The organism is Dactylosporangium sp. CA-052675 (genome assembly GCF_050947935.1).
Lineage (GTDB): Bacteria > Actinomycetota > Actinomycetes > Mycobacteriales > Micromonosporaceae > Dactylosporangium.
This window is the reverse complement of record NZ_CP192010.1, coordinates 986,165-1,008,713: the sequence shown is the minus strand read 5'-3', so window position 1 is coordinate 1,008,713 and position 22,549 is coordinate 986,165. Positions and strand designations below refer to the sequence as shown.

At 73.9% G+C, this 22,549-nt stretch carries 19 protein-coding genes; 11 read left to right on the top strand and 8 right to left on the bottom strand.

Going from position 1 to position 22,549, the window contains the following annotated elements; genetic code table 11:
- The first annotated feature begins 22 nt into the window (after positions 1–22).
- The 3 genes from ACQP1P_RS04610 (at position 23) to ACQP1P_RS04600 (ending at position 5,496) form a co-directional block, all read left to right on the top strand.
- A complete protein-coding gene (locus ACQP1P_RS04610; protein ID WP_433089831.1) occupies positions 23–1,714 on the top strand; it encodes an ABC transporter ATP-binding protein in 1,692 nt (563 codons plus the stop codon).
- Positions 1,704–3,488 carry an ABC transporter ATP-binding protein gene (locus tag ACQP1P_RS04605; protein ID WP_433083410.1) on the top strand — a complete coding sequence of 595 codons (1,785 nt, stop codon included), beginning with the start codon at positions 1,704–1,706 and terminating at the stop codon, positions 3,486–3,488. Before ACQP1P_RS04610 ends, ACQP1P_RS04605 begins: the two co-directional genes overlap by 11 nt.
- A 184-nt stretch (positions 3,489–3,672) precedes the next feature.
- Positions 3,673–5,496, top strand: a complete 1,824-nt coding sequence (locus tag ACQP1P_RS04600) for a tetratricopeptide repeat protein (protein ID WP_433083408.1) — start codon at positions 3,673–3,675, stop codon at positions 5,494–5,496.
- Positions 5,497–5,564: 68 nt separating this feature from the next.
- On the opposite strand, the gene ACQP1P_RS04595 is transcribed toward ACQP1P_RS04600, so the two are convergent.
- Positions 5,565–6,743 carry a DNA recombination protein RmuC gene (locus ACQP1P_RS04595; protein ID WP_433083406.1) on the bottom strand — a complete coding sequence of 393 codons (1,179 nt, stop codon included), beginning with the start codon at positions 6,741–6,743 and terminating at the stop codon, positions 5,565–5,567.
- 82 nt (positions 6,744–6,825) lie between these two features.
- Between ACQP1P_RS04595 and ACQP1P_RS04590 the strand changes: the two genes are divergently transcribed.
- Complete coding sequence (locus ACQP1P_RS04590) at positions 6,826–7,548, top strand: hypothetical protein (protein WP_433083404.1); 723 nt, start codon at positions 6,826–6,828, stop codon at positions 7,546–7,548.
- A gap of 263 nt (positions 7,549–7,811) precedes the next feature.
- Here ACQP1P_RS04590 and ACQP1P_RS04585 read toward each other — a convergent pair whose 3' ends face one another.
- A complete protein-coding gene (locus tag ACQP1P_RS04585) occupies positions 7,812–8,201 on the bottom strand; it encodes a hypothetical protein (RefSeq protein WP_433083402.1) in 390 nt (129 codons plus the stop codon).
- Positions 8,202–8,580: 379 nt separating this feature from the next.
- Positions 8,581–9,573, bottom strand: coding sequence for a 4-hydroxy-3-methylbut-2-enyl diphosphate reductase (locus ACQP1P_RS04580; RefSeq protein WP_433083400.1), 993 nt, complete (start codon positions 9,571–9,573; stop codon positions 8,581–8,583).
- A gap of 150 nt (positions 9,574–9,723) precedes the next feature.
- On the opposite strand from ACQP1P_RS04580, the gene ACQP1P_RS04575 reads away from it, so the two are divergent.
- The 5 genes from ACQP1P_RS04575 to ACQP1P_RS04555 all read left to right on the top strand — a co-directional run bounded on the left by ACQP1P_RS04575 (position 9,724) and on the right by ACQP1P_RS04555 (position 13,885).
- Positions 9,724–10,962 (top strand): sensor domain-containing protein, encoded by a 1,239-nt coding sequence (locus ACQP1P_RS04575; protein WP_433083398.1) that lies wholly within the window; start codon positions 9,724–9,726, stop codon positions 10,960–10,962.
- Positions 10,950–11,591 carry a response regulator gene (locus ACQP1P_RS04570; RefSeq protein WP_433083396.1) on the top strand — a complete coding sequence of 214 codons (642 nt, stop codon included), beginning with the start codon at positions 10,950–10,952 and terminating at the stop codon, positions 11,589–11,591. The genes ACQP1P_RS04575 and ACQP1P_RS04570 overlap by 13 nt, the downstream gene beginning before the upstream one ends.
- Before the next feature lie 9 nt (positions 11,592–11,600).
- Complete coding sequence (gene xseA, locus ACQP1P_RS04565; RefSeq protein ID WP_433083394.1) at positions 11,601–12,815, top strand: exodeoxyribonuclease VII large subunit; 1,215 nt, start codon at positions 11,601–11,603, stop codon at positions 12,813–12,815.
- Between the two features lie 69 nt (positions 12,816–12,884).
- Complete coding sequence (locus tag ACQP1P_RS04560) at positions 12,885–13,640, top strand: GNAT family N-acetyltransferase (protein ID WP_433083392.1); 756 nt, start codon at positions 12,885–12,887, stop codon at positions 13,638–13,640.
- Positions 13,641–13,675: 35 nt separating this feature from the next.
- Entirely contained in the window at positions 13,676–13,885 is a 210-nt protein-coding gene (locus ACQP1P_RS04555) for an exodeoxyribonuclease VII small subunit (RefSeq protein ID WP_433089829.1), read from the top strand.
- A 7-nt stretch (positions 13,886–13,892) separates the two neighbouring features.
- Here the strand turns inward: ACQP1P_RS04555 and ACQP1P_RS04550 are convergent, their stop codons facing one another.
- Entirely contained in the window at positions 13,893–14,585 is a 693-nt protein-coding gene (locus tag ACQP1P_RS04550; RefSeq protein WP_433083390.1) for a TetR/AcrR family transcriptional regulator, read from the bottom strand.
- 116 nt (positions 14,586–14,701) lie between these two features.
- Here ACQP1P_RS04550 and ACQP1P_RS04545 point away from each other — a divergent pair, with 116 nt between their 5' ends.
- Positions 14,702–15,595 (top strand): NAD-dependent epimerase/dehydratase family protein, encoded by an 894-nt coding sequence (locus tag ACQP1P_RS04545; protein WP_433083388.1) that lies wholly within the window; start codon positions 14,702–14,704, stop codon positions 15,593–15,595.
- A 472-nt stretch (positions 15,596–16,067) separates the two neighbouring features.
- On the opposite strand, the gene glpX is transcribed toward ACQP1P_RS04545, so the two are convergent.
- Positions 16,068–17,054 (bottom strand): class II fructose-bisphosphatase, encoded by a 987-nt coding sequence (glpX, locus tag ACQP1P_RS04540; protein ID WP_433083386.1) that lies wholly within the window; start codon positions 17,052–17,054, stop codon positions 16,068–16,070.
- A 105-nt stretch (positions 17,055–17,159) separates the two neighbouring features.
- Here glpX and ACQP1P_RS04535 point away from each other — a divergent pair, with 105 nt between their 5' ends.
- Positions 17,160–17,687: a DUF4245 domain-containing protein gene (locus ACQP1P_RS04535; RefSeq protein WP_433083384.1), complete on the top strand. Its 528-nt coding sequence runs from the start codon at positions 17,160–17,162 to the stop codon at positions 17,685–17,687.
- Here the strand turns inward: ACQP1P_RS04535 and ACQP1P_RS04530 are convergent.
- Genes ACQP1P_RS04530 through ACQP1P_RS04520 form a run of 3 tightly spaced genes read right to left on the bottom strand, consistent with a single transcriptional unit; the run spans position 17,677 to position 22,108 of the window.
- A complete protein-coding gene (locus ACQP1P_RS04530; protein WP_433083382.1) occupies positions 17,677–19,164 on the bottom strand; it encodes an ATP-binding protein in 1,488 nt (495 codons plus the stop codon). The two genes, ACQP1P_RS04535 and ACQP1P_RS04530, sit on opposite strands and share 11 nt — an antisense overlap.
- Positions 19,161–19,574 (bottom strand): response regulator, encoded by a 414-nt coding sequence (locus tag ACQP1P_RS04525; RefSeq protein ID WP_433083380.1) that lies wholly within the window; start codon positions 19,572–19,574, stop codon positions 19,161–19,163. Before ACQP1P_RS04525 ends, ACQP1P_RS04530 begins: the two co-directional genes overlap by 4 nt.
- Positions 19,571–22,108, bottom strand: a complete 2,538-nt coding sequence (locus tag ACQP1P_RS04520) for a PAS domain S-box protein (RefSeq protein ID WP_433083378.1) — start codon at positions 22,106–22,108, stop codon at positions 19,571–19,573. Before ACQP1P_RS04520 ends, ACQP1P_RS04525 begins: the two co-directional genes overlap by 4 nt.
- Between the last annotated feature and the right edge of the window lie 441 nt (positions 22,109–22,549).

The window sequence follows — 22,549 nt, the reverse complement described above, 5'->3', positions numbered from 1 at the left end:
CAAGGCCCACGCGCTGTGGCGGATGCGGGTGTACCTGCGGCCGTACTACCGGCTCACCGCGTGGTCGATGGTCGCCGCTGTGCTGTCCACCGCCGCCAGCCTCGCGATCCCCCTGCTCATCCAGCGCGTCGTCGACGGCCCGGTGCGCCACGGCGACGTGCGCGGGCTGTTCCTGCTGGGCGGGCTCGCGATCGCGCTCGGGGTGTGCGAGAGCGCGCTGAGCTTCGTGCGGCGCTGGGCCCAGTCGGCCTCCTCGGCGGGCATGGAGGCGCGGCTGCGCGAGGACCTGTACGCCCACCTGCAGCGCCTCCCGATCGAGTTCCACGACCGCTGGCAGTCCGGCCAGCTGCTCTCGCGCGCCACCGCGGACCTGTCCTCGATCCGGCGCTTCCTGTCCTTCGGGCTCTTCTTCTTCGTGCTCAACCTGGCCACCTACCTGGCGGTGTCGGGCCTGCTGATCCACCTGTACTGGCCGCTGGGCGTGTTCGTGGCGCTCAGCGCGATCCCGCTGTTCCTGATCGTGCGGCGGTTCACCGCGCGGTACTTCGCCGCCTCCCGCGAGCTGCAGGACGCCATCGGCGACCTGACCACGCGGGTCGAGGAGTCGGCCCAGGGCATCCGGGTGATCCGCGCGTTCGGCCGGCGCGAGCACATGAGCGAGCACTTCACCGGCGGCGCCCGGCACGTGCACGACCTCGGCGTCGGCAAGAGCCGCATGGTGGCCCGCACGCTCTCGCAGTTCGACCTGGTGCCCAACGTGACGCTCGCGGTCGTGCTGGTCGCGGGCGCCGTGCAGGTCTCCCGCGGCCAGCTCACCGTCGGCACGCTGGTCGCGTTCGTGGCGCTGCAGGTGATGCTGGTCTGGCCGATCGACATCCTCGGCTGGATCATCGCCAACGCGCAGGAGGCGATGAGCGCGTCCGTGCGCATCTACGAGGTGCTCGACACCCCGCCGTCCATCGTGGACCGCCCCGGCGCCGTCAGCCCGTCCACAGTGGAGGGACGGGTGCGCTTCGCCGGTGTGGCGTTCGGCTACGAGCCGGGCCGGCCGGTGCTGCGCGGCATCGACCTGGAGGTCGAGCCGGGCGAGACGGTCGCGATCGTCGGGCTCACCGGCAGCGGCAAGACGACGCTGGTCTCGCTGGTGCCGCGGCTCTACGACGTGGACGCCGGGGCGATCACCATCGACGGGCACGACGTGCGCGACCTGAAGCTGGACTCGCTGCGGCGGATCGTGGGCACCGCGTTCGAGGACCCGACGCTGTTCTCGATGAGCGTGCGGGAGAACCTGACGCTCGGGCGGACCGACGCGACCGACGCCGAGATCGCCGAGGCGCTCGAGATCGCCCAGGCCCGGTTCGCGTACGACCTGCCCTGGGGCCTCGACACGCGCATCGGCGAGCAGGGGCTCTCGCTCTCGGGCGGGCAGCGCCAGCGCCTGGCCCTGGCCCGCGCGGTCGTCGGGCGGCCGCGGGTGCTCGTGCTCGACGACCCGCTGTCGGCGCTGGACGTGCACACGGAGGCGCTCGTCGAGTCGGCGCTGGCCACGGTGCTGGCCGGGACGACGGCGCTGCTGGTGGTGCACCGGCCCTCGACGATCGCCCTCGCCGACCGGGTGGCGTTCCTGCAGGACGGCCGCCTGGCGGCGATCGGCACCCACTCGCACCTGCTGGCCACGTGCCCCGGCTATCGCGAGGTGCTGCGTGGCGCTTGACGTGCAGCGGTGGCGGGGTACCGCGACGGAGGAGCCCGACCCGACCGAGCGCGTGGCCAGCCGGCGGCTGCTGGGCTCGCTGCTGCGCCCGCACCGGGCCGCCATCGGCGTGCTCGTCGCGCTGCTGCTGACCCAGAACCTGGCCGGGATGGCCGGACCGCTGCTGGTGAAGCTCGGCATCGACCGGGGCATCGGGCACCCGCCGACGCTCGTGCTCGTCACCGTGCTGTTCGGGGTGGCCACCGCGGCCGAGTTCGGCACCCGGCGCGCGTTCCTGGCGATGTCCGGCCGGGTCGGCAACGCGGTGCTGCTCGACCTGCGCACCCGCGTCTACGACCACCTGCAGCGGCTGTCGATCGGCTTCCACGAGCGGTTCACCTCGGGCCGGGTCATCGCGCGGCTCACCAGCGACGTCGACAACATCGCCGAGCTCACCGACGGCGCCCTGGACGACCTGGTGCTCGCCGCGCTGTCGGTGCTCTCGGTGGCCGGCATCCTGCTGTGGCTGGACCCGCCGCTGGCGCTGGTCACGCTCGCGTCGTTCCCGTTGCTGCTGTGGCTCTCGCGCTGGTTCCAGCGGGCCAGCGCGCGGGCGTACCGGCGGACCCGCGAGACGATCGCCCTGGTCATCATCCACTTCGTCGAGTCGCTGGGCGGCATCCGGGCGGTGCAGGCGTTCCGGCGCGAGCGGCGCAACGACGAGATCTTCGCCGCGGTCAACGACGACTACCGCGCGGCGAGCCTGCACGCGCAGCGGCTCGTCGCGACGTACTCCCCCGCGATCAAGATGATCGGCAACGTCTCGATCGCCGTGGTGCTCACCTTCGGCGGCTGGCGGGTGCTGCACGGGCGCACCGAGGTCGGGGTGCTGGCCGCGTTCCTGCTCTACCTGCGGCGGTTCTACGAGCCGATGCAGGAGCTGTCGCAGTTCTACAACACGCTGCAGTCCGCGACGGCCGCCCTGGAGAAGCTGGCGGCGGTACTGGACGAGCCGCCGGCGGTCGCCGAGCCGCGCTCCCCGGTCCGCCTCGCCGCGGCGCGGGGCGAGCTCACCTTCGACGCGGTCGAGTTCGCCTACGACGCCGGGCGCCCGGTGCTGCCGCCGCTGGACCTGTTCGTCCCGGCCGGGCAGACGATCGCGCTGGTCGGCGCGACCGGGGCCGGGAAGTCCACGCTGGCCAAGCTCGTCGCCCGGTTCTACGACCCGACCGCCGGCACGGTGGCGCTCGACGGCGTCGACCTGCGCTCGCTCGCCGAGGACGACCTGCGCCGGGCCGTCGTGATGGTGACCCAGGAGAACTACCTGTTCTCCGGCACCGTCGCCGACAACATCGCCTTCGGCCGCCCGGGCGCGACGCGGGCCGAGGTGGAGGCGGCGGCCGCGGCGATCGGCGCGGACGCCTTCATCCGCGGGCTGCCGCAGGGCTACGACACCGACGTTCGCAAGCGCGGGGGACGCCTTTCGGCCGGACAACGCCAACTTGTGGCGTTCGCGCGTGCCTTCCTGGCCGACCCCGCGGTGCTGATTCTCGACGAGGCGACGTCCTCGCTGGACATCCCGAGCGAGCGGCTCGTCCAGCAGGCGCTGCGCACGATCCTGGCCTCGCGCACCGCGCTGGTGATCGCGCACCGCCTGTCCACAGTGGAGATCGCCGACCGCGTGCTGGTCATGTCGGGTGGCCGGATCGTCGAGGACGGCCCGCCCGCGACCCTGATCGGCGGCGGCGGCCACTACGCCGAGCTGCACGCCCAGTGGCGCGACTCGCTGCTCTAGATCTGTCGGGTAACCGACAGCCATCCGCGCCCGCTCGCGTGAATGGCGGGGTTCACGCCGTCGATCTACCGTGGATACATCGGTTCATGGGAAGATTCTCGTCACGCTATGGATCTATGGAGGGTCATCTCGGTTGTTTCAGGGCATGACCACGACTCTGATACCGCGCGGATGAAGAGGACCGATGACTGGCGGACGCTGGAGTGGCCAGACCCGATTTCTCGTCGTGTTCGTCGGGCTGGCGCTGGTCGGCCTGGGTGTGCTGACGACGGTGCAGTTCCGCAGCACCGCCGGGGCCGCCGTTCTGGTCGGGGCCGGGGTCCTGGTGGGGCTCGCGGGCCTGTCCGGCGGGACGATCAACATCCGCTCCACCGACCGCGAGGAGCGGCTGGCCTCCGCGGGCCGGGCGCAGCAGGACGGTGACGCCGAGGGGGCGTACGACCGCTTCGTCCAGCTCATCCGCGGGCACGCCCCGCAGGCCATCGCCTACCACGAGGGCGCCAACGCCGCCCTCTACGAGGCCGCCGGGCGCGAGGGCCAGAAGCTGCAGCCCGTCTTCGGCTACTTCCTGGGCCCGATCGCCATGTCCGAGGCCCACATCATCGTCGACATCCGGGCCGGCACCGGCTTCTCGATCTCGCGCATGCAGGCGACCCTCCAGGCCCTGCTGGTCGGCCCGACCGCCTCGTTCCAGGCCGCGCTGGTCATCATCAACGCCTCGCCGGACGACTCGATCCTCGGCTCGGTCCGCCAGCTCAGCACCGCGCTGGACCGCCCGGTCTCGGCCGTGGCCTGGCGCATCGGCGACCACTCCGACGCCATCTCCGACGCCATCGTCTCCCTGCGCCGCGAGCTGCGCCGCCGCGAACGCGAGTCCCCGATCGACGTGCCGTCGGAGATCCTCGACGACTACGAGCCGGCCTACGACCAGCCGGAGCCGTTCGAGCCCGCCCGGTTCCCGGCCCGGCCCGCGCCCCCGCCGCAGCCCCCCATCCCCCAGCAGCAGCCCCAGCGCATGGACGATGACGACGACGTCTACCCGCACATGACGTCCTCGACCGTCTACGGCTCCCCGGCCGCCGAGCACCACCACGACGAGCCCGACCCGGCCGACTGGCCGGCCCCCGAGCCGCGCCGCCGCCCGTCCCCCGCCCCGGCGCCGGCCCCGCGCGTCTACGACGACTCGGCGACCTGGCAGCGCGCGACCGACCTGCACTGGCGGGGCCAGCTGCAGGAGGCCGAGGAGGCCTACCGCGAGATCGTCGACGCCCGCGCCCACGCCCTCGGCTGGGACCACCCCGACACCTTGACCGCCCGCGACCAGCACGCGACGGTCCTGCGCGACCTGGACCGCCTGGCCGAGGCCCTGGTCGAGTGCGACGAGGCCCTGACCGCCCGCGTGCGCATCCTGGGCGAGGACCACCCGGACACGCTGACCAGCCGCAGCCACCTGGCCACGATCTACCACCAGCTCGGCGACCTGACCCGGGCCGAGGGCGAGCACCAGCGGGTCCTGGAGTCGCGCACCCGCGTCCTGGGCGCCAACCACCAGGAGACGCTGATCAGCCGCAGCAACCTCGCCAAGGTCTACCAGGACATGGGCGAGCTCGACCGGGCCATCGAGGAGCATCGCACCGTGATGCGCGCCCGGGCCCGCCTGCTCGGCCCGGAGCACCGCGACACCCTCATGAGCCGCAGCCTCCTGGCCTCGGCCCTGCACCACGCGGGCCGCCTGGGCGACGCGGAGTCCGAGCACCGCGCGGTCCTCGGCAGCCGGCTGCGCCTGCTGGGCCCCGTGCACCTGGACACCGCGGTCTCCCGGCACCGGCTGGCGAGCGTGCTGCACGACCTGGGCCGGTTGGACGAGGCCATCACGGAGTACCGCGCGGCCCAGGCCGTCTACGCCGAGCTCCTGGGCGCGTCGAGCCCCTTCGCCCGCGCGGCGGCGTCGGACCTGACGCTGGCGGAGCGGGCGCTGCGGGGGGCTCAGGGCAGTCGCCGCTACTGAGGGGCCGCTCGGTCATGGCTCGGGCCGCCACCCGGCGCGGCGAGCGAACCGGCGCGGCACGGGCGCTGCTACTTCGCCGGTGGGTCCTCGCGCAGCGCGGCCAGCAGCGCCTCGTATTCGTCCTCGACCAGCTCCGGCGCCTGCAACTGGCGCGGCGTCGCCTCGACCTGGGGCGGGGTGGGCAGGGCGTCGCCGCTCACGCCCAGCTCGGCCAGCCGGCGCGCGCTCACCAGGACGCGGGCCTCCAGCGAGCCGACCGCGCGGTTGTACGACGTCACCGCCGTCGACAGCGACGTGCCGACCTTCGCGAGGTGCTCGCCCATGGTGCTCAGGCGCGCGTACAGCTCGCGGCCCGTCTGGTGCACGGCGAGCGCGTTGGTCGTGAGGGAGTCCTGGCGCCACGCGTAAGCGATCGTGCGCAGCAGCGCGACCAGCGTCGCGGGGGTGGCGAGGATCACGTTGCGGGCGAAGGCGTGGTCGAGGAGGCCGGGGTCGTGCTGCAGGGCCGCGTCCAGGAACGTGTCCGCGGGCACGAAGAGGACGACGAACTCGGGGGCGGGCTCGAAGGCTGACCAGTACCGCTTGGCCGACAACGCCTCGACGTGGGCGCGCACGTGCTTGGCGTGCTGGGTCAGCCTGGCCGTGCGGGTCTGCTCGTCGGGGGACTCGAGCGCGGCGAGGTAGGCCTCCAGCGGCGCCTTCGCGTCGACCACCACCTGCCGGCCGCCGTGCAGGCGCACGACCAGGTCGGGGCGCACGACGCCGTCCTCGGTCGCGGCGCTCACCTGCTCCTCGAAGTCGCAGTGCTCGAGCATGCCCGCGGCCTCCACGATGCGCCGCAGCTGCTGCTCGCCCCAGCGGCCGCGGACCGTGGGCGCGCGCAGGGCCGAGACCAGGCGCCGCGTCTCGGTGCGCAGCTCGCCCGAGACCTCGTGCATGGCCCGCACCTGCTCGCGGAGCGACTCGTAGGCCCCCACCCGGTCCCGCTCGAGGTCGGCGACCCGGCGCTCGTAGCGCAGCAGGGCCTCGTTCAGCGGCGCGACCGCGTCGGCCACGGCGTCCTGGGTCTGGCCGCGCGCCTCCAGGGTCAGCGAGCGCAGCGAGGCCTCCAGGCGCGCCTCGCCCTCCCGCGTGGCCTGCAGCGTCGCCTCGAGCTTGGCGAGGTCGACCGCCGAGCGGGATCGGGCCACATACCAGCCGAGCGCGGCGCCGAGCAGGAGGCCGATGATCAGGAGTGCGAGATCCACGGTATTCAGCATGCCGTAGGGGTATGACAGAAACCGGTACCGTCGAAGGCATGGGTTACTCGTCCTGGTTGGAGTGGTGACGGTGTTCGGCTTCGGTCGCAGGAAGCGTGAAGCGCAGCAGCTGGCCGATGCGCGGGAGGACGCCCTGCGCTGGTACGAGCGGCTCGGCGGCCAGCTCATGAACCTCTCCGGCGACGAGCCGGCCGTCAAGCAGGCGCTGGTCGACGCGAGCGAACGGTACAACGCGGCCGGCGGGCAGCTCGAGCGCGCGACGAGCCTGAAGCAGTACGACCTGGCGCGGGAGACGTCGCTGGAAGGCCTGATGTACATCCGCGCGGCCCGCACCGCGATGGGCCTCGACCCCGGGCCCGACGTGCCCCCGCTGGCGGGCGCCCGGGCCGGCCAGATCACCAAGGAGCGCGAGGTCTCCGTCCAGGGCCACTCGTACCGCGCGAGCCCCCAGCCCGGCAACGCCACCCCGTACTACTACCCCGGCGGCGCCGTGGCCGGCCGCGGCGTGCCCGCGGGCTGGTACTCCGAGCCCTGGTGGAAGACGGCCCTCGTGGCCGGCGCCTGGGGCATCGGCTCGGTGCTCGTCTTCGACGCCCTCTTCGACAACTCCTGGGGCGACCACGGCTACGACGCGGCGTACAACGCCGGCTTCGAGCAGGGCCAGGACGCCGGCTACGACCAGGGTTTCGACCAGGCCATGGACGACGGCGGCGACGGTGACGGCGGCGACTGGGACGGCGGCGGCGACTGGGGCGACGGGGGCGACTTCGGCGACTTCGGCGGCGACTTCTGACGATCCGGCGCGGACGGCTCCGGGCGGCGGGCCCGGGGCCGTCGGCTTGTCCAGGCCATGACTCGGGTCCGCGGTGGTGCGAACCGTTGCTCCCGCCAGGCACCGCTGGGCGCTGCGCGCCGACGCTGCCGGGTCCGCGGCCGGTCACCCTGGACTGATCCACCAGCCCCGACGGCACCGCCGCCGCCGCCGGCCGTGCGACGCGACGGCCCGGCGCCCCGGCGGTGACCGGCCGGCGCCACCTCCGGGCGCGACCGCGGGGTTCAGCGAGCGGTGGCGATGACGCTCACCGGTGGATCGCCGTGGCGGTACAGGGTGTCGACCACCACGCGCAGCCCCGGGTTCGCCTGGACGCGGTCGTAGCTTCGGTCCTTGATGCGGTCGCGGTCGAAGTCGATGCGGGCCGGGCTGCCGGGCTCGTAGCGCACCCAGGTCTCCTCGCCGATCATCGGCCCCGCGGTGCCGCGCAGCTTGACCTTGATGGAGGCCTCGAAGGAGGCGACGTCGTCGGGGTAGACGCGTACGCGCACGGTGTATCGAGCCGACCGGGTCCCGCCGTGGCTGTCGACGTTCTGCGAGCCGAAATCGACGTGCACGATCTCGCCGCGAACGGTGATCGCATTGGCGCCGGGTTTCCGGCCGAGTCCGAACATGGCGCGACCTTAGATGCCCGCAAGCACCGACTCGATCATGTCTGCGACAGAGGCGAGTACGGCCTCCGACACCGGGTGCCGTATTGCCCGGCTTTGGTGGGCATTTCCCGCCCGTTCCAGAGCCCTCCAGGTCCGCTCCGGCACTCCGGGCCACTGCCGCCCGGGCCGTCCGCGAGCCCGTCGAACCTCGGCCTGCCCCATCGAAGGCCGCGGGCCGAAAAGCCCGACGCCGTCGACCCCGCAGGCCGCGGAACCCCGAGGCGCCGACACGGTGAACGGCCGCGACGCCCGCCGGACGTGACAGGCAGCACGCCAGACCCAGGACCGCCCGGGATCGGCGGCACGGTCCGCGGCGCACGAAGGCGCGCGCCGCGGAGGCTCAGCCGAGGGTCTTGGCCACCTCGGCGGCGCGGGCCGCGGCCTGGGCCTTCATGTCGCGCTTCAGCTCCTGCGGCAGCGAGAACACCAGCTTCTCCTGCGCCGTCGTGATCTCGGCCACATCCGTGAAGCCGCGCTTGGCCAGGAAGTCCAGCACGTCCATGACCAGCTCGTCGGGGACCGACGCCCCCGAGGTCACGCCCACCGTCGCCGCGTCCGTCAGCCAGGACTCCTGGATCTCCGTCGCGTAGTCGATGAGGTAGCCGGCCTTGGCGCCCGCGTCCACGGCGACCTCGCGCAGGCGCTGGGAGTTCGACGAGTTCTGCGAGCCCACGACCAGGACGATGTCGCAGTTCGGGGCCATCGCCTTGACGGCGTCCTGGCGGTTGGACGTGGCGTAGCAGATGTCGTCGCTCGGCGGGGACATGAGCAGGGGCAGGCGCTTCTTGAGCCGCGAGACCGTCTCCAGGGTCTCGTCCACCGACAGCGTGGTCTGCGACAGCCAGACGACCTTCGACGGGTCCCGCACGGTCACCTTTTCGGCGCCTTCCGGGCCGTCGACGAGCTGGATGTGGGCCGGGGCCTCGCCGGTGGTGCCCACGACCTCCTCGTGCCCCTCGTGGCCGATGAGCAGGATGTCGTAGTCCTCCGCGGCGAAGCGGCGGGCCTCCTGGTGGACCTTCGTGACCAGCGGGCAGGTGGCGTCGATCGCGCGCAGGGCCCGCGCCTTGGCCTGCTCGTGCACCTCGGGGGCGACGCCGTGGGCGGAGAAGACCACGATCGCGCCCTCGGGCACCTCGTCGTTCTCCTCCACGAAGATCGCGCCCTTGGCCTGCAGCGTGCTGACCACGTGCTTGTTGTGGACGATCTCCTTGCGCACGTAGATCGGCGCGCCGTACAGCTTCAGCGCCTCCTCCACCGTCTGGACCGCGCGGTCCACACCGGCGCAGTAGCCGCGGGGCTTGGCGAGCAGCACGCGCTTCGAAGCAGTCACCCCGCCATGGTACGTGCCACCCGCTGCCACCCCCGGCCCGCGAGCGCGGCGAAGGCGGCGAACGGCCCCTCGGCATGACCAGCGTCACAGCCGGGTTCCGTAACGCCAGCACTACCGCGGGCGGCGCGCCGCGCCGGTACGGTCGGCAGCATGCGGCCCCGTTCGGTCATGGACGCGCTGCGGCTGCCGCCGATGCGGTTCCTGCGGTCCTGGTGGCCGTGGCGCTCACTGCTGTACCTCACCAGCGGCGCCGCCCTCGGCGCGGCCGCCGGCTCGGCGCTGATCGTCCTGCTGCTCGGCGGCGCGGCGCTGACCCTCGTGGTGATCGGGCTGGCCGGCTTCCTGGCCGCGGCGCTGTCGGGCATCGTGGTGGCCCGCGTCGAGCGCCGCCGCCTGCGCCTCGTCGACGACGTGCGCCTGACCGACCCGCACCGCCGCCCCGACCGCCCCGGCCTCCGCCCGTGGATCACGACCCGGCTGTCGGAGCCGGCCACGTGGCGCGAGCTCGGATACACGATGCTCATGGTCACGGCCCTGTGCTGGCTCGACGGGATGGTCGTGGCGCTGTGGGCGTGGGTCGTGGCCGCGCTCGTGGGCGCCCCGTTCTACGTCGACGACGGCACCCCGCTCGCGCTCACGCTCGCCGGGGCCGTCTTCGGCGTCGTGCTGGCGATCGTCCTGCTGTACCCGCTCACCGCCTGGGCCGCCGCCCGCGCCGCGATCACGCAGGCGGTGCTCGGCCCGCGGATGGAGACCAGCCCCGAGCTCACCGAGGTGGCGCGCTCCCGGGCCCGGCTCGTCGACGCGTTCGAGGTCGAGCGGCGGCGCATCGAGCGCGACCTGCACGACGGCGCCCAGCAGCGGCTCCTGGCGCTGTCCATGCAGCTCGGCCTGGCCCGGCTCGAGCTGGCCCCCGGCGCGCCGGGGGCCGAGCCGGTGGCCCGCGCGCACGAGCTGGCCAAGGAGGCGCTGACGGAGCTGCGGGAGCTCATCCGGGGAGTACACCCGAAAATCCTCTCCGACCGGGGACTGCACGCGGCCCTGCTCGAGGTGGCCGACCGCGCCCCGCTGCCCGTCGACGTCGACGTCGCCCTGCCCGAGCGGTTGCCGGCGACGGTGGAGGCCTGCGCGTACTTCGTCGTCGTCGAGGCCCTCGCCAACGTGGCCAAGCACAGCCGCGCCACCCGGGCCCGCGTCGCCGCCTCGGTGAGCGGCGAGTGGCTGCGCGTGCAGGTGCGCGACGACGGCCGCGGCGGCGCGGACCCGGCTCGGGGCACCGGGCTGTCCGGGCTCGCGGACCGGGTGGCGGCGGCGGGCGGAACCGTGGCGCTGGCCAGTCCGGCGGGAGGGCCTACGGTGGTACACGTGGAGCTGCCGTGCGGGTCGTGATCGCCGAGGACGGCGTGCTCATCCGCGAGGGCATCGCCGGTCTGCTGCGCCGCTTCGGCCACGAGGTCGTCGCGGCCGTCGGGGACCCGGACGCGCTGGTGGCGGCCGTGCGCGAGCACCGGCCCGACCTCGTGGTCACCGATGTGCGGATGCCGCCCGGGTTCAGCGACGAGGGCCTGCAGGCCGCGATCCGGCTGCGCGCCGAGGATCCGGGGCTGCCGGTGCTGGTGCTGAGCCAGTACATCGAGCAGACCTACGCCGCCGAGCTGCTCGAGTCCGGCCGTCGCGCCGGCGTCGGCTATCTGCTCAAGGACCGCATCGGCGACGTCGCCGAGTTCGCCGACGCGGTCGACCGCGTGGCCGCCGGGAGCACCGTCGTCGACCCGGAGGTGGTCGCCCAGCTCCTCGGCCGCCGCCGCGACCCGCTGGCCCGGCTCACCCCGCGCGAGCGCGAGGTGCTGGCGCTCATGGCCGAGGGCCGCTCGAACGCGGCGATCGCGCGGGCGCTCGTGGTCTCGGAGGCGGCGGTCGCCAAGCACATCAACGGGCTGCTGGCCAAGCTCGACCTGCCGCCCGACGACGACGTCCACCGCCGCGTCCGGGCGGTTCTGGCGTTCCTGCGCGGATAGGGTGTGGCGGTGACCGATGAGGCGTCGAGCAGTGAGAAGCCCTGGCCGGTCCGGGTCGTCAGCCAGAAGATCGGGCAGTGGATCGGCCGGCTCGGCTGGATCTGGGTCGACGGGCAGGTCGCGCAGGTCACCCGGCGACCCGGCACCAACACCGTCTTCCTCACGCTGCGCGACCCGTCGGCCGACCTCAGCCTGACCGTCACCACCAACCGCGACGTCGTCGACCTCGGCGCGCCGGGCCTCACCGACGGCGCCCGGATCGTCGTGCACGCGCGGCCCGAGTTCTACGCCGCCCGCGGCTCGCTGAGCCTGCGCGCCGACGAGATCCGCCAGGTCGGCGTCGGCGAGCTGCTCGCGCGCCTCGAGCAGCTCAAGAAGCTGCTCGCCGCCGAGGGCCTGTTCGCCCGGGAGCGCAAGCGGCGGCTGCCGTTCCTGCCCCGCCGCATCGGCCTGGTCACCGGGCGCGCCAGCGCCGCCGAGCGCGACGTGCTCACCAACGCGCGGCGCCGGTGGCCCACCGTGGACTTCCGGGTGATCAACGTCGCCGTGCAGGGCCCGTCGGCGGTACCGCAGATCATCGACGCCCTCGCCGTGCTCGACCGCGACGAGACCATCGACGTGATCGTCCTGGCCCGCGGCGGCGGCTCGATCGAGGACCTGCTGCCCTTCTCCGACGAGGCCCTGTGCCGGGCGGTGTTCGCCTGCCGCACGCCCGTCGTCTCCGCGATCGGCCACGAGACCGACGTGCCGCTGGTCGACTTCGTGGCGGACCTGCGCGCGTCCACCCCGACCGACGCGGCCAAGCGCATCGTGCCCGACCTCGGCGACGAGGTGCGCCTCGTCGGCCAGGCCAAGCAGCGCCTCGACCGCGCGCTGCGCGGCCTGCTGGACCGCGAGCAGCACCGCCTCGACGCGCTGCGCTCCCGGCCGTCGATCGCGCGCCCGCTGACGATGGTCGACACCCGCGCCGCCGAGGTGAGCGCCCTGCGCGCCCGCGCGACCCGCAACCTCGTGCACCGCCTCGACCGGGCCGGCACCGAGCTCGAGCACACCCTCGCCCGGCTGCGGACCCTGTCACCGTCGGCGACGCTGCAGCGGGGCTACGCGATCGTCCAGCGCGCCGACGGCGCCGTGGTCCGCGCCCCGGACGAGGTCACCGGCGGCGATCGGCTGCGCGTCCGGCTGGCCGAGGGCGAGCTGGCCGCGACGGTGACCGACGCTTGACGTCCGGCATTTATGCGAGATGATGTCGGTCCGGTCCGTTTCTGGTGCTTTCTGGCGGAGGGTTGGGCTTTGTCGCGTCGTCTGCAGGAGTACATGCTGGCCAGCGCCAAGAACGGGCGCGAGGTGGTGCGCACCGGGCCGTTCACGGTGACGATCACCGGGCACGACCCGAACGTGTACCTCAACTACGCCGTCCCCGACCCCGGCGCCGACCCGTCCGCGGCCGACATCGAGGCCCTGATCACGGCGTTCACGACCCGCGGGCGCACGCCCCGGCTCGAATACCTGCCGAAGCTCGCCCCGGCCGTGGAGCCGGCCCTGCTGGCCGCGGGCTTCACCGTCGCCGACCGCCTGCCGCTCATGGAGTGCGGGCCGCACGACGCGACCGACCAGCCGGTGCCGCCCGGCTTCGAGCTCGTCACCCCGAAGACCGACGCCGAGATCGAGGCGATGCTGGCCGCCCAGCACGAGGCCTTCGGCGAGGCGCCCCCGACCGCGGCCCACGTCGCCGCCACGCGCGCCAAGGCCGAGTCCGGCCAGCTGCAGCTCCTGGCCCGCGAGCTCGCGACCGGCGAGACGGCGGGCGGCGGGATCGCCGCGGCCGTGCGCGACGGCATCAGCGAGGTGGCCGGGATCGCGGTGCGGCCGGCGTACGAGCGCCGCGGCCTCGGCGCCGCCCTCACCCTGCACCTGACGCGCGCCGCGTTCGCCGCCGGCGCGACCCTCGCGTTCCTGACGCCCGCCGGCGACGCGCAGGAGCGGGTGTACGCGCGCGTCGGCTACCGCCGCGCCGACGCGGTCCTGTTCCTGTCGCACTCCGCGTGACACCCAGTAGGGTTCTGCGCGTGAGTGAGCCGAAGATGGCCGAGCCGGGTTCGGGCTCGGACGGACCGTCCCTGACCTACGAGCAGGCGCGGGCCGAGCTGGCGACCGTCGTCGAGCGGCTCGAGTCGGGCGGCTCGACGCTCGAGGAGTCCCTGGCGCTGTGGGAGCGCGGCGAGGAGCTGGCCTCGATCTGCCAGCGCTGGCTCGACGCCGCCCGGGCGCGCCTGACCCCGTCGGAGTCCTGAGCCGGATTCAGCCGGGCAGGCCGATGTAGCGGGCCTGCGCGCGCATCTGGTGCTCGAAGAACTCGGCCGGGTGGTTGACCGTGTTGCGCAGCTGGCCGAAGATCTCGAAGCTCACCTGGCCGAAGAGCGACACCCAGGCCGACAGGGCGCGCGCCAGGGTCGCCGGCGCGACGGCGGGGGCGATGACGGCCCGGATGCGCTCCAGGTCGGCGGCCGAGTCCGCGGGCGGGAGCGGGTCGTCGTTCGGCGCGAGGGCGTTCGCCTCCGCCGCGGCCTGCAGGATGCCGCCCAGCACCGTCACCGCGCGGATGCCCGCGGCCACGGTGTCCTCCGGCGCCTGGTAGCCGGGGACGGGGCTGCCGTAGATGAGCGCGTACTCGTGGGGGTGCTCGAGCGCCCAGCCGCGCACCGACGTGGCGAGGACGAGCCAGCGGGTGGTGAAGGCCTCGGACGGTACCGCTGCCACGGCTCGTTCGGCGCAGCCGCCCAGGGCGTTGTAGGCGTCCAGGATCAGGGCGGTCAGCAGGTCGTCGCGGCTCGGGAAGTAGCGGTAGATCGCCGAGCTCACCATGCCGAGGTCGCGGGCGACGGCGCGCAGCGACAGGTTGGCGCCGTCGGTGGCCAGGTGGCGGCGGGCGATCTCCTTGATCTCGTCCGTCATCTCGGCGCGGACGCGGGCCCGGATCGAGTTCGCCTTCATGCGCCCATCTTGACACACGCTCCGGAGCGAGAGCACTGCTCTTGCTTCGCCGTCCGGCGCGTCCTATGCTCCATTTCGAGAGCACTGCTCTCCTAACAGAGCACCGGGAGGCTGAGATGCACGTCGTCGTCGGGTCCGGGTCGGTCGGCAGCGCGGTGGCGCTGGAGCTGGCCGAGGGCGGGGAGACGGTCCGGATCGTCACGCGCGGCGGGGGCGGCCCCGAGCACCCGCGCATCGAGCGCGTCGCGGCGGACGCGGGCGACGCGGAGGCGCTGCTGCGCGCCGCGGAGGGGGCGAGCGTGGTGTACAACTGCGCGAACCCGCAGTACCACGAGTGGCCCACCGCCTGGCCGCCGATGCACGACGCGATGCTGCGGGCCGCGCGGGCGAACGACGCGGTGCTGGCGATCACGGCGCCGCTGTACGGGTACGGGCCCGTGGACCGCCCGATGACCGAGGACATGCCGCTCGCGGCCGAGACCGTCAAGGGCCGGGTGCGCGCGAAGATGTGGCTGGACACCCTGGCATCGGGCGTCCGCGCGGTCGAGGTGCGCTCCTCGGACTGGATCGGCCCCCGGTACTCCCTCATCGACATGGCGCTGCCGGCCATGCGCGCGGGCAGGACCGTGTGGCTGCCGGGGGCGCTGGACGTGCCGCACACGTACACGTACACCGGCGACGCCGCGCGCACCCTGGTCGCCCTGGCCCGCGAGCCGCGGGCGTGGGGCCGGCCGTGGCACACGCCGTCAGTGCCCGCCCTGACGGCCCGGCAGCTGCTCACGCGGGTCGCGGCGCTGGCGGGGCTCGGGGAGCCGCGGCTGCGGGCGTACCCGGCCCTGGCCGTGCGGGCGGCGGGGCTGTGGGACCGGTTCGCGCGGGAGTTCATCGAGGTGCGGTACCAGCACGACCGGCCGTTCGTCATGGACTCCTCGCGCGTGACCGGCGAGTTCGGCCTGACGGCGACGCCGCTGGACGACGCGCTTCGCGAAACGCTGCGCGGCGCCCGCTGAGTGCCGGCAGGGCATGGCTCGGGTCCGCGGGGGTGCGGACCGTCGCTCCCGCCAGGCACCGCCAGGCACCGCTGGGCGCTGCGCGGCGCCCGCTGAGTGCCGGCAGGGCATGGCTCGGGTCCGCGGGGGTGCGGACCGTCGCTCCCGCCAGGCACCGCTGGGCGCTGCGCGCCGACGCTGCCAGGCCCGCCGCCGGTCACCCTGGACCGATCCACCAGCCCCGACGACACCGCCCCTCCGGCACCGACCTCCACGGCGTCACGAGCGCCTCACCTGGGGCGATACCCAAAGATCGCGGTCCGCGGCGCGGTGCTTCGCCCACGACAGCGGCCGTCTGGGCCCTGTCTCCGAGCCGCGACATCTTGCGTATGCCCCGTCGGGGTATAAATCCGATATGTCGCGGCGCGGAGCGCCCGACATATCGCACGGGCGCCTCGACGCACACGGCGATCGAGGCGCCCCCAAGAGGCCGCTAGGAGAAGTCGACCAGCGAGTAGGCCCGCAGCTTCTCCAGCCGGTGGAACGAGTCGATCCACCGGATCGTCCCCGAGCGCGACCGCATCACGATCGACTGGGTGTACGCGCCGCCGGAGCGGTACCGGACCCCCTTGAGCAGGTCCCCGCTCGTCACCCCGGTCGCGCAGAAGAACATGTTGTCCCCGCTGACCAGGTCGTCGGTGTGCAGCACGCGCGAGAGGTCGTGCCCCGCGGCCAGGGCCTTCTCGCGCTCGGCGTCGTCGCGCGGCCAGAGCTTCGCCTGGATGGCCCCGCCCATGCACTTGAGCGCGACCGCCGCCACGATCCCCTCCGGCGTCCCGCCGATGCCCATGAGCACGTCGGTCTCGCTGTTCTCGCGGGCCGCGCTGATCGCCCCCGCGATGTCGCCGTCGGAGATGAAGCGGATGCGGGCGCCGGTCGCGCGCACCTGCTGCACGAGCTCCTGGTGCCGGGGCCGGTCGAGCACGCACACCGTCAGCTCCGAGACGCTCGAGCGCTTCACCCGGGCGATGCGGCGCAGGTTCTCCTCGACCCCGGCCTCGATGTCCACGACGTCCGCGCAGTCGGGGCCGACGGCCAGCTTCTCCATGTAGAACACGGCGGACGGGTCGAACATGGCGCCCCGCTCGGCCACCGCGAGCACGGCGAGGGCGTTGGGCATGCCCTTGCTCATGAGCGTGGTGCCGTCGACCGGGTCGACCGCCACGTCCACCTCCGGGCCGGTGCCGTCGCCCACGCTCTCGCCGTTGTAGAGCATCGGCGCGTTGTCCTTCTCGCCCTCGCCGATCACCACCGTGCCGCGCATGGGCAGCGAGTTGATCAGCAGGCGCATCGCGTCGACGGCCGCGCCGTCGCCGCCGTTCTTGTCGCCCCGCCCGACCCAGCGGCCCGCGGCCATCGCCGCCGCCTCCGTGACCCGGACGAGGTCGAGGGCCAGGTTCCGGTCCATCTCACGACTCATTCGTGCACTCCTCGCGCGTCGATGCGTGGGTGTGTGTTCAGAACAACGTTCACCACCAACCATCCTCGCAGCGATCCGGTCCGCATGACCTGTCAAGATGGTCACGTGGCAAGTACGACCGAGCAGCCCCGGGCGACCAAGGCCCGCCGGCCGCGGGACATGGCCCTGTCGATGCTGGTACTGATCGTGCCGGTGTTCCTCATCGTGGCCTTCTACCGGTATCTCGGCCACGAGAATCCGCCCGCCGTCGACACCACCGAGGTCTACGGCTCGGTGCAGCGCGCGGGCAAGTTCCAGGCGCTCAAGCCCGAGCAGCTGCCCGACGGGTGGCGGATCGCCTCGGCGACGTTCACCGACGGCGTCCTGCGCATCGGCATCACCGCGCCGGACAACGGCGCCATGCAGCTCGTCGAGAGCGCCGATCCGGCATCGGTGCTGGTCCCGGCCATCGTCGGGCCGAACCCGCACGACGACGGGGAGACGAGCATCGCCGGCCTGCAGTGGCACCGGCTGTCCCAGGGCCGCCCGGGTGAGCGCGCGATCGTGCAGAGCACCGCGAACCGCACGGTGATCATCGTGGGCCAGGCCAAGGAGAGCCAGCTGGCCGACCTGGCCACCCGCCTCAGAGCGTAGGCAGTGGCAGCCCGAAGCCGACCGTCGTGCCGCTGCCCTCGGTCGACTCGAGGGCGATCCACCCGCCGTGCGCCTCCACGATGGCCTTCGAGATGGCCAGCCCGAGCCCGCTGCCCTTGATGGCCCGGCGCTGCGCGTCCGCGGTACGGAAGAAGCGCTGGAAGATCATCCCCTGCTCGGCCTCGGGGATGCCGCCGCCGGTGTCGCGCACCCAGAGCACGACCTCGCCGTCGCGCTCGCGGCCGGTGACCGTCACGCTGCCCGACGGGTCCGAGAACTTCACGGCGTTGTCGAGCAGGTTGAGGACGACCCGCTCCAGCTGCTCCCCGTCGCCCCGCACGAGCGGGATGTGCTCGTCCACGTCCACGGTGAGCCGCAGCCCCGCCGTCTCGATGGCCGGCCGGATCGCCTCGCAGGCCGCGTCGACCAGCCCGCGCAGGCGCACCGGGCCCAGGTCGAGGGTGAGCGTCCCCGACTCGATGCGCGAGAACGTGAGCAGGTCCTCGATCAGGTCGAGCAGGCGGCGGCCGTTGCGGTCGATGATCCCGACGATCCGCCGCTCGGTCGGCCCGAGCGCGGTGGCGTCGCTGTCGGCCAGGATCTCGGTGTACCCGCGAATCGACGTCAGGGGCGTGCGCAGCTCGTGCGAGACCGTCGCCACGAACTCGCTCTTGAGCCGGTCGAGCTCCTGCAGGTCGCTGTTGGTCCGGGCCAGCTTCTCGGCCTGCCGCTGCAGCGCCTCCTCGGCCCGGTGCCGGTCGCTGACGTCGGCGATCTGGTGCACCACGCCGGCCGCGTCGCCGCCGATGAGCGACGCCGAGTACTGCCCCCACACCAGCGACCCGTCGGCCCGGCACAGCCGCAGCTCCCTGGTCACCTCGCCGGCCTCGCCCGCGACGAGCCGCTTGAGCCGCTCCTCGACCAGCGGCCGGTCCTCGTCGCAGATCAGCCCGGGCAGGAACGCGCCCGGCTCGATCCCGGTCATCCGGGAGAGCGCCTGGTTGACCTGCAGCACCCGGCCGGCGAGATCCGTGACGGCCATGCCGACCGGCGCGTGGTCGAACGCCGCCCGGAAGGTGCGCTCGGCCCGGTGCCGGTCGGCGAGCAGGCGCCGCTGCGACAGGGCGTGCTCGACCGCCGAGCCGAGCCGGCTCAGCCGGTCCTTGAGCAGGTAGTCCACGGCGCCGTGGCGCAGCGCGTCGACGCACGCCTCCTCGCTCAGCGCGCCACTGACGACGATGACCGGGATGTCGAGGCCGTCCGAGCCGAGCATCGCCAGCGCCTCGAGCGCGTTGAACTGCGGCAGGGAGTAGTCGGCGAGGATGATGTCGGGCCGCCCGGCGGGGTCGTGCAGCGCGGCGCGGAAGTCCTCGCGGGCGTCGACCCGGCGGCAGGCGGGCTCGAAGCCGGCCCGGCGCAGCTCCAGCACCAGCAGGTCGGCGTCGTCGAGGTTGTCCTCGAGCAGGAGAATCTTCATGTCTGCGGGTCCGTCAGGTTGAGGCCCAGCCAGTAGGCGCCGATGTTGTTCATCGCGGCCATGAACTGCTCCATGTCGACGGGCTTGACGATGTAGCTGTTCGCGCCGAGCTCGTAGCAGGCGCGCAGGTCGCGGTCCTGGGCCGACGAGGTGAGCATGACGACGGGGATGTGCCGGGTGCGCGGGTCGGACTTGACCTGCCGCAGCACGTCGATGCCGTCGACCAGCGGCAGCTTGATGTCCAGCAGCACGACCTGGGGCGGCTCGGGCCGCCGGGTGAACAGGTAGTCCAGCGCCTCGGCGCCGTCGCGGGCCACGTCGACGGCGGTGGCGGAGGTGCCGCGGTCGAGGGCCAGCAGCGCCAGCTCCAGGTCGTCCGGGTTGTCCTCGACCAGCAGCACCCGGTTCACGGGACGGTCTCCAGGGCCGGGACGAACGCGGGCAGGGTGAAGTAGAACGTGGCCCCCTCCCCCGGCGCGGCGTCGGCCCAGATCTGGCCGCCGTGGCGGTGCACGATGCGGTGCGCGAGGGCCAGGCCGATGCCCGTGCCCTCGTACTCCTCCGCCCGGTGCAGCCGCTGGAAGACCTTGAAGAGCTTGCCGGCGTACCGCATGTCGAACCCCGCCCCGTTGTCCCGGACGAAGTAGGTGGCCTCACCCGCGGCCGTCACCCGGTGCCCGACCTCGACGCGGGCCGGGTCGGCGTCGCGGGTGTACTTCACCGCGTTGCCGAGCAGGTTCGCCACCACGTGCCGGATGAGCCGCGGGTCGCCGAGCGCGTCCGGCAGCTCGCCGACGACGAGCTCGACGGAGCGCTCGCCGCGCTCGACCGCGAGCTCGTCCCACACCTCGGCGACGAGGTCGGCCAGGCGGACGCGGGAGTTGGCCATCTCCTGCCGCTGCAGCCGGGAGAAGGCCAGCAGCCCGTCGATGAGCTCGCCCATCTGCTGCGCGCCGGCCCGGATCCGCCCGACGTAGCGCCGCCCCTGCTCGTCCAGCACCTCCCCGTGGTCGAGCGCGAGCATCCTGGCGAACCCGTCGACGGCCCGCAGCGGGGCCCGCAGGTCGTGCGACACGCTGTACGAGAACGACTCCAGCTCGTCGTTGGCCTCGCGCAGGTCGGCCGTGCGCTCGGCGACGCGCCGCTCCAGGTCCGCGTTGAGCCGCTCGATGACCTGCTCGGCCTGCTTGCGGGCGGTGACGTCCTGGCTGACGTTGACGAACCCGCGCACCGAGCCGTCCGGGTCGCGCACCGCGGTCAGCTGCCCCTGCACCCAGAAGCGGGTGCCGTCCTTGCGCACCCGCGGCCCGTCGCTCTCGGCCCGGCCGGTCTCGCGGGCCTGGCGCAGCACGGTCCCGGGCCGCCCGGCCTCGCCGTCCTCGGGGGTGAACAGCCGCGCGTAGTCCTCGCCGATGATGTCCTCGCTGCGGTACCCGTTGAGGCGCTCGGCATTGCCCGACCAGCTGACGATCCGCCCGTCGGGGTCGAGCATGTAGATGGCGTAGTCCCGGGCCCCGTCCAGCAGCAGCTGCAGCAGCTCCTCGGAGGAGCGCAGCCGCTCCTCGGCCGCGTGCCGGTCGGTGATGTCACGCATGACCGCCACGGCTCCGGGGGCCTCACCGTCGTAGACCAGCGCGCGGACACGCACCTCGATGCGCCGCCCGGCCATCACGCACTCGACGAGCGTCTCGGTCCCCGCCGGGCCGGGCGAGCGGTTCCGGTACCGCGTGACCCCGTCGGCCTCGCGCATGTCCAGCAGCTCCGGCCACTGCGACGCGGACGCCTGCGACGCCTCGGGGCCGAGGATCGCCCGCGCGGTCGGGTTCAGCCAGGCCGCCCGCCCCTCCCCGTCGATCACCGCCACGCCGTCGGCGATCGTGTCCATCACGGCGCTGAGCAGCGTCGCCTGCGAGCGGGCGGTGGCCCCCGCGACCCGCAGCTCGGCCGTGGCCTCCTCGACGCGCTCCTCGGCCCGGCGGCGGGACGTCGCGAGGGTGTACACCAGCAGCGCCGTGACGAGCGTGAGCGCGGCGCCGCCGAAGAACATGCCCTCGTCGAGGTGGCCGCCCGCCCCGGCGAGCGCGCCGGAGTCGGTGGCCACCCGCAGCCGCCACTGCCGGTCGGCGACCTGCACGTCGACGGTGCGGCGCAGATCGGCGCCCCGGCCGGACGGGCGGCGCAGGACGGCGATGGTGCGCAGCTCGGTCCCGGCGTACGCGGCGAGGCTCACGTCGAGCAGCTCGCGCACGGGCTGGAGCATGGTGTCGCCGAAGAAGTCCTGGACGCGGACGGTCAGCTGGAGGTACCCGCGCAGGGCCCCGGTGCGCCGCTCGACCACCCGCTGCACGAGCGCGACGGTCTGCGGCTGCGGCTCGGCGGAGCTGGACGCGTCCCGCAGCGCGACGTACGGCTCGGACGCCGCCGGCAGCCCGGTCTTCTCGGCCCGCTCGACCGCGGCGCCCGCCTGCGGGGTGGCGGCCAGGTCGCGCCCCGGCCCCGGCCCGCCCGGCCGGCGCACGTCGAGCGGGCGGGCGAGCACGGCGAAGTAGTGCACACTGGTGCCCGGGGCCGGCGCGAGGTTCAGCTCCGGCACTCCGCGCTCGCGCCAGGCGGCCTGGGCCGCGGCGACGCCGGCGTCGGGCACCGCCACCACGTAGTCGACGCCCGTGGCGCCGGGCAGCCACAGCCGGCCGAGCGGCTCGGTCGCGGTGCCGAAGGCGCCGGCGTCCAGCACGGGCAGCGCCTCGAGCGCGCCGGCGGCGAGCTGGAGGGCGTCGACGTAGCGCTGCGTCGCCGACGCGACCGCGTCCTGGGCGGCGGCGGTGCGCCGGTCGAGCGCCTGGTCGGCACCGTCGCGCTCGACACGGTGCATGAGCAGCCCCGCGCCGCCGGACACCAGCAGGCCGAGGAGCACCACGCCGAGGACCTGCAAGCGGACGCCCACCACGCCTTGTCCCATCGGCGGTGCGCTTCGGCGGTTGAGGAGTTGCCGTGGCGGTGTGCGCCCGTGGCCGAGCCTGTCGGGTGTTGCGCCGATATGTCGGCCGCTTCGCGGCCGAACCAGCCGACATATCGGATTTTTCGCCTGACGGGGTATTCACCCACGTCAGCGCCGGTCTCCTCGCATTCGCCGGCACCGCCGCGCCGCTCGCACCCGGCGGCGGCTAGAGGCAGGATCGCGCCGGTCACGGGCGGCGCGGCGCCGGACAGTTCGACGCCGATCGCGATGGCAATGGCGCAACGACGACGGCGACGGCGGCGGTCGCGCGGCGGCGACGACGACGGTCGCGCGGCGACGGCGACGACGGCGGCGGCGACGACGGTCGCGCGGCGACGGCGACGGCGACGACTGCGGCGACGACGGTCGCGCGGCGGCGACGACGGC